The 6202-nt window shown below is 70.2% G+C and carries 6 protein-coding genes and 1 pseudogene; 2 read left to right on the top strand and 5 right to left on the bottom strand.

Annotated features, from left to right (window positions below; all coding sequences use genetic code 11):
• Window positions 1–140: 140 nt before the first annotated feature.
• Window positions 141–1229 carry a carboxylating nicotinate-nucleotide diphosphorylase gene (nadC, locus tag ACH4OW_RS25915; protein WP_398030230.1) on the bottom strand — a complete coding sequence of 363 codons (1089 nt, stop codon included), beginning with the start codon at window positions 1227–1229 and terminating at the stop codon, window positions 141–143.
• Window positions 1230–1665: 436 nt separating this feature from the next.
• On the bottom strand, window positions 1666–2250 hold the full coding sequence (locus ACH4OW_RS25910) for a carboxymuconolactone decarboxylase family protein (RefSeq protein WP_360130021.1): 585 nt from the start codon (window positions 2248–2250) through the stop codon (window positions 1666–1668).
• Window positions 2251–2394: 144 nt separating this feature from the next.
• Between ACH4OW_RS25910 and ACH4OW_RS25905 the strand changes: the two genes are divergently transcribed.
• Window positions 2395–2676, top strand: a complete 282-nt coding sequence (locus ACH4OW_RS25905) for a helix-turn-helix domain-containing protein (RefSeq protein ID WP_360130024.1) — start codon at window positions 2395–2397, stop codon at window positions 2674–2676.
• 18 nt (window positions 2677–2694) lie between these two features.
• On the opposite strand, the gene ACH4OW_RS25900 is transcribed toward ACH4OW_RS25905, so the two are convergent.
• Window positions 2695–3876: a Tn3 family transposase gene (locus ACH4OW_RS25900; RefSeq protein WP_398030229.1), complete on the bottom strand. Its 1182-nt coding sequence runs from the start codon at window positions 3874–3876 to the stop codon at window positions 2695–2697.
• 185 nt (window positions 3877–4061) lie between these two features.
• Between ACH4OW_RS25900 and ACH4OW_RS25895 the strand changes: the two are divergent.
• Window positions 4062–4559, top strand: a pseudogene (locus ACH4OW_RS25895) (IS5 family transposase); the annotation flags it as partial.
• Between the two features lie 13 nt (window positions 4560–4572).
• Here ACH4OW_RS25895 and ACH4OW_RS25890 read toward each other — a convergent pair.
• A complete protein-coding gene (locus ACH4OW_RS25890; protein ID WP_398030228.1) occupies window positions 4573–5790 on the bottom strand; it encodes a cytochrome P450 in 1218 nt (405 codons plus the stop codon).
• A 9-nt stretch (window positions 5791–5799) separates the two neighbouring features.
• Window positions 5800–6195, bottom strand: coding sequence for an STAS domain-containing protein (locus ACH4OW_RS25885; RefSeq protein ID WP_360130033.1), 396 nt, complete (start codon window positions 6193–6195; stop codon window positions 5800–5802).
• Window positions 6196–6202: the final 7 nt, after the last annotated feature.

The following is a 6202-nucleotide window of genomic DNA, read 5'->3' as shown; positions in this document are numbered from 1 at the left end:
AGGAGCCCAAGCCCTTCACCTGGACCAAGACCGCCGACGAGATCCTCGAACGCCTCGCCAGATATCTGAATCGAATTCCCGACTCAGGACACTAGCACGGCGTGGGTGTTGCCCACGTCGATGGTGAGCAGTATCCGCCTCTACGCTTCCCTCTGCGCTGCCGGCGCTTCCGCGCGCAGGTCGAGGCCGATGTCCAAGATTGGGGCGGAGTGCGTGAGGGCCCCGACGGACAGGAAGTTCACGCCCGTCTCGGCGTACGCGCGGGCGGTGGCCAGGGTGAGCCGCCCGGAGGACTCCAGGAGGGCCCGACCGGCGACGACGGCGACCGCCTCGGCGGTCTCGTCGGGCGTGAAGTTGTCCAGCAGGATCAGGTCCGCACCCGCGGCCAGCGCCTCCCGCACCTGGTGCCGGGTGTCGACCTCGACCTCGACCGGCACGTCCGGGAACTCCGCGCGGACCAGCGCGAACGCCCGGGCGACGCCACCGGCCGCGACCACGTGGTTGTCCTTGACCAGGGCGGCGTCCGAGAGCGACATCCGGTAGTTGACGCCGCCGCCGCAGCGCACCGCGTACTTCTCCAGCGACCGCAGCCCCGGCGTGGTCTTGCGGGTGTCGCGCACCTGCGCCCTGGTGCCCTCGATCGCCAGCACCCACCTGTTGGTCGCGGTGGCGATGCCGGACAGCCGGCACAGCAGGTTCAACGCGCTGCGCTCGGCGGTCAGCAGGCCCCGGGTGCGGGCGGTGACCGTGAGCAGCCGCTGGCCGGCGGCCACCGACTCACCGTCGGCCACGTGCCGCTCGACCGCGAAACCGTCGCCGCACACCACCGACAGGACCGCCTCGGCCACCGGTAGCCCGGCCACCACACCGGCCTCGCGGGCGGTGAAGTCGCCCGTCGCGCGGGCGTCCTCGGGCACGGCGGCCACCGTGGTCACGTCGGCGCCCTGGTCGAGATCCTCCTCGATGGCCAGGTGCGCGACGTCCTCGACCACCACCGGATCCAGCCCGGCAGCGGCCAGCAGCTCGGCCAGCTCCGGGTCCAGGCCGCGCTCCAGCGGGTCGCGCCCGTACCCGCTGCCGTCGCCCAGTGCCCCACCCCCGCAGCCGCACCCCGCCCCGCACACCCCGGTGCCGCTGCCGTCCACTCCGACGGCGGCGGTCCGGTCCGGCGGGCCGAACTGCGGCAGGGGCAGGAGCACGGACTGGGGCGGACGGTCGGGGGTGGTCACGGCGGCTGCTCCTTTGCGGTGGTGGGCGTGGTCGGCGCGGTGGTGGGTGTGGGCCGCCGCATCGTCCCCGTCTCGGCCGGTTCTTTGGCGCCGGCCGGCTGTGGTGCGGGTATGGTCGCCGGCCCCGCGGCGCCCCCGGGGGGGCACCTCGGTGGGGTCGAACTCCAACCCCGCGGTGGTGCGCAGGTCCAGCGTGCCCTGGGTGGTGAGGCGTACCACGAGGTGACGGCGCCAGGCCGGGCGGCACACGGTCCGCAAGGTGATCTATTCGGTGGCCGGGGAGCCGACGCTGAAGGCATTGGCGGCGGGAAACGAGGCCCGCTACCGGCCCGGGTGCGTACGGTGCTGCGGTCGTCGTACTCCAACCACTGGCGGCGGGCCCTGACGACACGCTGAGTTACTTGTCACTTCGCGGCAGCTTCGGGAGAACAGGGCCTCATCGGTTGGTCCCGGTCGTGATGGGGAGGAAGTCGGCGAAGCGAGGCGCGCCGGGCTCGTGCGGCACGCGCGCGGTGCGCGCGGCGAAGCTGACGGCGTGGTACCACCCGCACAGCAGAAGCAGATCGAGCAGCTGGAGCTCATCGAAGTCCGACATGAGCCGTGTCCACAGCGCGTCATCGATGTCGGAACGCTCGTGCAGCGCATCGACAGCGAGGATGAGCAGCCGTTCTCTCTCGGACGTCCAGCACTCGTCAGCGGGGCCGCCGTGCACCAGGGATGCCGCCTGCTCGCGGGTGAGTCCGACCCGCTCGGCGAACGTCATCATGTGCACGCCCCACTCGTACTCGCAGCCGCACAGCGCGCACGTCCGGTCGATGACGATTTCGCGATCCCGCATGGTCAGGGTCAGTTGTCTGCCCAACTCGTAGCGACCCCACCCGTGCATGGCGTCGGCCATGGGGATGTTTCTGGCGAACATCCGGAACAGCCCGATCGGCGGGGTCTCCCCGGGCATCATGCGCGCGAGCAGTGCGCCGGCCTGGTCGGTGTACGGCGGGTCCAGCAGGGCTATCCGCGACATCGGCTCTCCCGTCGAGTCGTTTCGAAATCAGAAACGCTGGGTGGATGCTAGTGTTTCGAATAGCGAAACGCAAGGACTAGGAGGGGTATGCCGACACCGCGTCCGGGAACACCGGTTCGTGGATCGACGACCGGCCGTCCCCTCATGGCTGCGATGGACCTGTTCGGCCGTCGGTGGGCGCTGCGGATTCTCTGGGAACTGCGTGGGGGTCCGCTCGGCGCTCGCGCGCTGCTGGCACGGTGCGAAGGGCTGTCGTCCAGCGTCCTTTACCAGCGGCTCCGTGAACTCGCATCGAGCGGGATCATCGCCTCCTCGGACGATGGTTACGAGCTCACTCGGCTGGGGACAGCACTCGGGCACGCCCTTCGTCCGCTCGACGAATGGGCGATCACCTGGGCGCAGGAGCAAGAACACAACGATCAGTAGCCCACGCAGACGTGAAGGTCACGCCCGACCAGATGGAGCGGTGATCTGACGGCCGCCGACTCGTGGCAAGGGCTCGCGCGGCCTGCGAAAACCCTCGGTCGCTGGCTCGTCGCCGCGCAGCGGGGTGAAGTCGACGTCCAGCTTCGTCTCGTACGCCTCGGGCTGGATGCCGAGTTCATGTGTGCTGTACTCGCCGAACCGGTTGATGTGCTCGGCCAGGTACGGCGAGATGTGGGCCAGGTCCTCCGGCTCGATCGTCCAACCCTCTTCCAGCAGCTGCCGCACGATCTCGGCGATGTCCAGGGCGTTGTGGAAGATCACCGCGTTCGTGAGCAGAGCATTGAACTTCACCGCCTTCTCCTGCTCGACCGGGGCGTTGTCCGCGATGACGCCGCGGTTGCCGAAACCGATCCATTGCGAGAAGCCGTTGAGTGCTTCGGTCTTGTTCGTTGCCGCGGTCACCCGCCGGCGAAGCGCCGGGTCGGAGAGGTAGCGCAGCAGCTGGACGGTGCGGATCACGCGGCCGACCTCTCGGAAGGCGGCGTAGGTGGCGTTCTTCTTGAAGCCCGAGCGCAGGCGCTTGAGCAGTGTGGACGAGGAGATCGCCCCCTCCCGTACGGAGACCGCGACCTTCATCAGGTGCCGGAACTGGGACTCGATCAGGTCGAAGTCCAGCAGGTGCGCGAGCGCGAAGACCGGCTGAGACTGGCCCTGGGTGTCCGCGTGCACGGTGGTCGGCTTGACCTCGGAGGAGTTCTTGAGCAGGCCCTCGATGATGTAGACGGCCTCCCACACCCCGCACGGGATGAAGTGCGTGAACAGCGCGACGTAGGTGTCGGAGATGTGGTGGTAGGCGATGCCGCCCGGCTTGCCGTACCTGACGCTGGTCTCGGCGAGCAGGTTGTCGGGGTAGGTGTCCATGTGGGTGCCGTCGGCGGCCACCGTGGTGCCGTCGCCCCACGCCTGGGAGATATTCAGGCGGGCGTGTGCGTTGACCAGGTCGGCGATCGCCTCGTTCAGCAGCACGATGGAGAAGTGCCGGTTCGCCGTGTACGCCAGCTCGTGACCGGAGACTCCGGGGATGTGCCGGGCGGCCTCGTACGGGCCCGGGTGCCCTTGACGAAGGTGGTCAGCACGTAGCGGCCGAAGGGATCGTCCAGCTTCGGCTCGTTGCCGGAGGTGGGGCCGAAGCGCTGCCACCAGTCTACCCAGTATGCGGTCCTCGCCACGATCCCCATGAGCGACCGCTCCGGCATCCTGGCCTTGATCTCCTGCTCCAGGCGCCTCGCCGAGGGCCGCTGGCCCTCCGAGCGGTGCGGCTTCAGAGACGGGGTACCGGTCTCGGGGTCGATGGCCAGACCCTCGTTGTCCGGGTACCCGGCATCCGCTGCCGCGGCGGGCTGACCACGAAGGTTCATCTCGCCTGCGACGGCCGGGGCCTGCCCCTGGCCGTCGTCGTCACGCCCGGCAACGTCAACGATTGCACCGTCTTCGACGAGGTGATGGACGTACTGAGAGTGCCCCGGACCGGCGCCGGGCGGCCCCGCCGCAAGCCCGACGCGGTCGTCGCCGACAGGGCGTACTCGTCCCGGGCCATCCGCCAGGCCCTGCGGCGCAGAGGCATCCGGGCAGTGATCCCAGAGCGAGCGGACCAGAAGGCCAACCGGCTACGACGCGGACAGGCCGGCGGCAGGCCACCGGCCTTCGCCCGCGAGCTCTACAGGGCCCGCAACGTGGTCGAACGCTGCTTCAACCGCCTCAAGCAGTTCCGCGCGATCGCCACCCGCTTCGACAAACTGGCCACCCGCTACAAGGCCGGAGCCCACCTCGCCTCACTCATCCTCTGGCTCCGCGAACCCATCCAAGATCCTTTGTCAGACAGGCCCCAGCGTCGCGTCACACCTCCACCGGCAGGCTGCGCAGCCCCCGGATCACGAAGTCCGGCTTGCGGTCCGATTCGGCCGCCGGCCGCAGCTTCGGGGCCCTGCGCAGCAACGCCGCCAGCGATGCGGCCAGTTCGATACGGGCCAGCGGAGCGCCGATGCAGTAGTGGATGCCGGCGCTGAACGAGATGTGCGGGTTGTCCCTGCGGGCGAGGTCCAGCTCACCGGGGCGGGCGAAGGCCGCCGGATCGCGGTTGGCCGAGCCGAAGAGCAGCGCCACCTCGCTGCCGCGCGGGATCACCGTGCCGCCGATCTCGATGTCGTCCAGCACCCAGCGTTCGAAGAGCTGGAGCGGCGTGTCATAACGCAGCAGCTCTTCGACGGCCGTCGGCAGCAGTGCGGCCGGGTCCGCGCGGAGGGCGGCCAACTGCTCGGGGTGGCGGAAGAGCGCGTGCCAGCCGTTGGCCGTGGCGTTGACCGTCGCCTCGTGTCCCGCGTTCAGCAGCAGGACACACGTCGAGATCATCTCCTGCTCGCCGAGCGACTCCCCGTCGTCGTACGCGGCGATGAGGCCGGAGACCAGGTCGTCTCCCGGAGCGGCCCGCCGAGCGGCGATCAACCTGCGCAAGTAGGCGGAGAATTCACGGGAGGCGTCGACCGCCCGCCGCGCCGTACCGGCCGACGGGTTCAGCTCGTACATCCCGCAGATCGCGGCCGACCAGGGACGCAGCAGCCGCCGGTCACCCTCAGGGATGCCGAGCAGCTCGGCGATCACCGCGACCGGCAGCGGCTCGGCGACCCGCGCCACCAGGTCCCCGCCGCCGTCCGCGACCAGGCCCGCCACCAGCCGGTCCGCCAGGTCCTCGACGTACGGCCGCAGCCGCTCGACCGTGCGGGGCGTGAACGCCTTCGAGACCAGCCGGCGGATACGGGTGTGGGCGGGCGCTTCCAGGTCGAGCATGCCGTGGTCGTTGAGGACGTGGAACGGCTCGTGCTCGGGCGGCGGCGCGGTGCGCCCGAACTCCTCGTGCGTGAAGCGGTGCCGGTAGGTGCGGCCCAGCCGGCGGTCGCGGAGCAGCGCCGACACGTCCGCGTGGTGCGGCACCAGCCACTGGTCGGACGGCGCGAAGTAGTGTGCGCGCCCGCGGGCGCGCAGCTCGGCGTAGGCGGGGTACGGGTCGGCGACGAAGTCCGGCGACCACGGGTCGAACGCTGCCGGGGCATCTCCCATACGCGGAAGCTAGCCACAACCGGCCGGGCGTGACCAGCCTTGCGGCGCGGGGGCCGGGCCGCCGCGCGACGAGGGGCCGCCCTGGGGGTGGACGAGTTCCCGCAGCCGCCTCGGCTGGCTGCCCCAGTTGCGGGTGCGCGCCGGGATGCGGCGCCGTTGCCCGAAGTCTTGCAGGCGCTCCACGAAGTGCAGACCGGCGGAGTCCATGAAGGTGACCTCCGCGATGTCCAGGGTCACACTGTTCGCGACGGCCGGCAGCCCGTCCAGGGCCTGGTCCAGGAGGCGGACGGAAACGCAGTCGATTTCTCCTCGGGGGCTGAGTACGGCTTGATCACCGTGCAGGTGGGTACGGACCGTCAGAATGCTCACGAAGTCCGGGCCAGACAGTTCTGTCTCAGGGGCCATGCCCTTA

The organism is Streptomyces sp. NPDC017056, assembly GCF_044332485.1.
Lineage (GTDB): Bacteria > Actinomycetota > Actinomycetes > Streptomycetales > Streptomycetaceae > Streptomyces.
The sequence above is the reverse complement of the archived record's forward strand: the minus strand, read 5'-3'. Positions and strand labels throughout refer to the sequence as shown.

Coding starts and splice junctions, on each gene's coding strand:
- ACH4OW_RS25905 (WP_360130024.1), top strand. CDS start 2,395: ATGGCTGCGATGGACCTGTTCGGCCGTCGGTGGGCGCTGCGGATTCTC.
- ACH4OW_RS25890 (WP_398030228.1), bottom strand. CDS start 5,790: ATGGGAGATGCCCCGGCAGCGTTCGACCCGTGGTCGCCGGACTTCGTC.
- ACH4OW_RS25885 (WP_360130033.1), bottom strand. CDS start 6,195: ATGGCCCCTGAGACAGAACTGTCTGGCCCGGACTTCGTGAGCATTCTG.
- ACH4OW_RS25910 (WP_360130021.1), bottom strand. CDS start 2,250: ATGTCGCGGATAGCCCTGCTGGACCCGCCGTACACCGACCAGGCCGGC.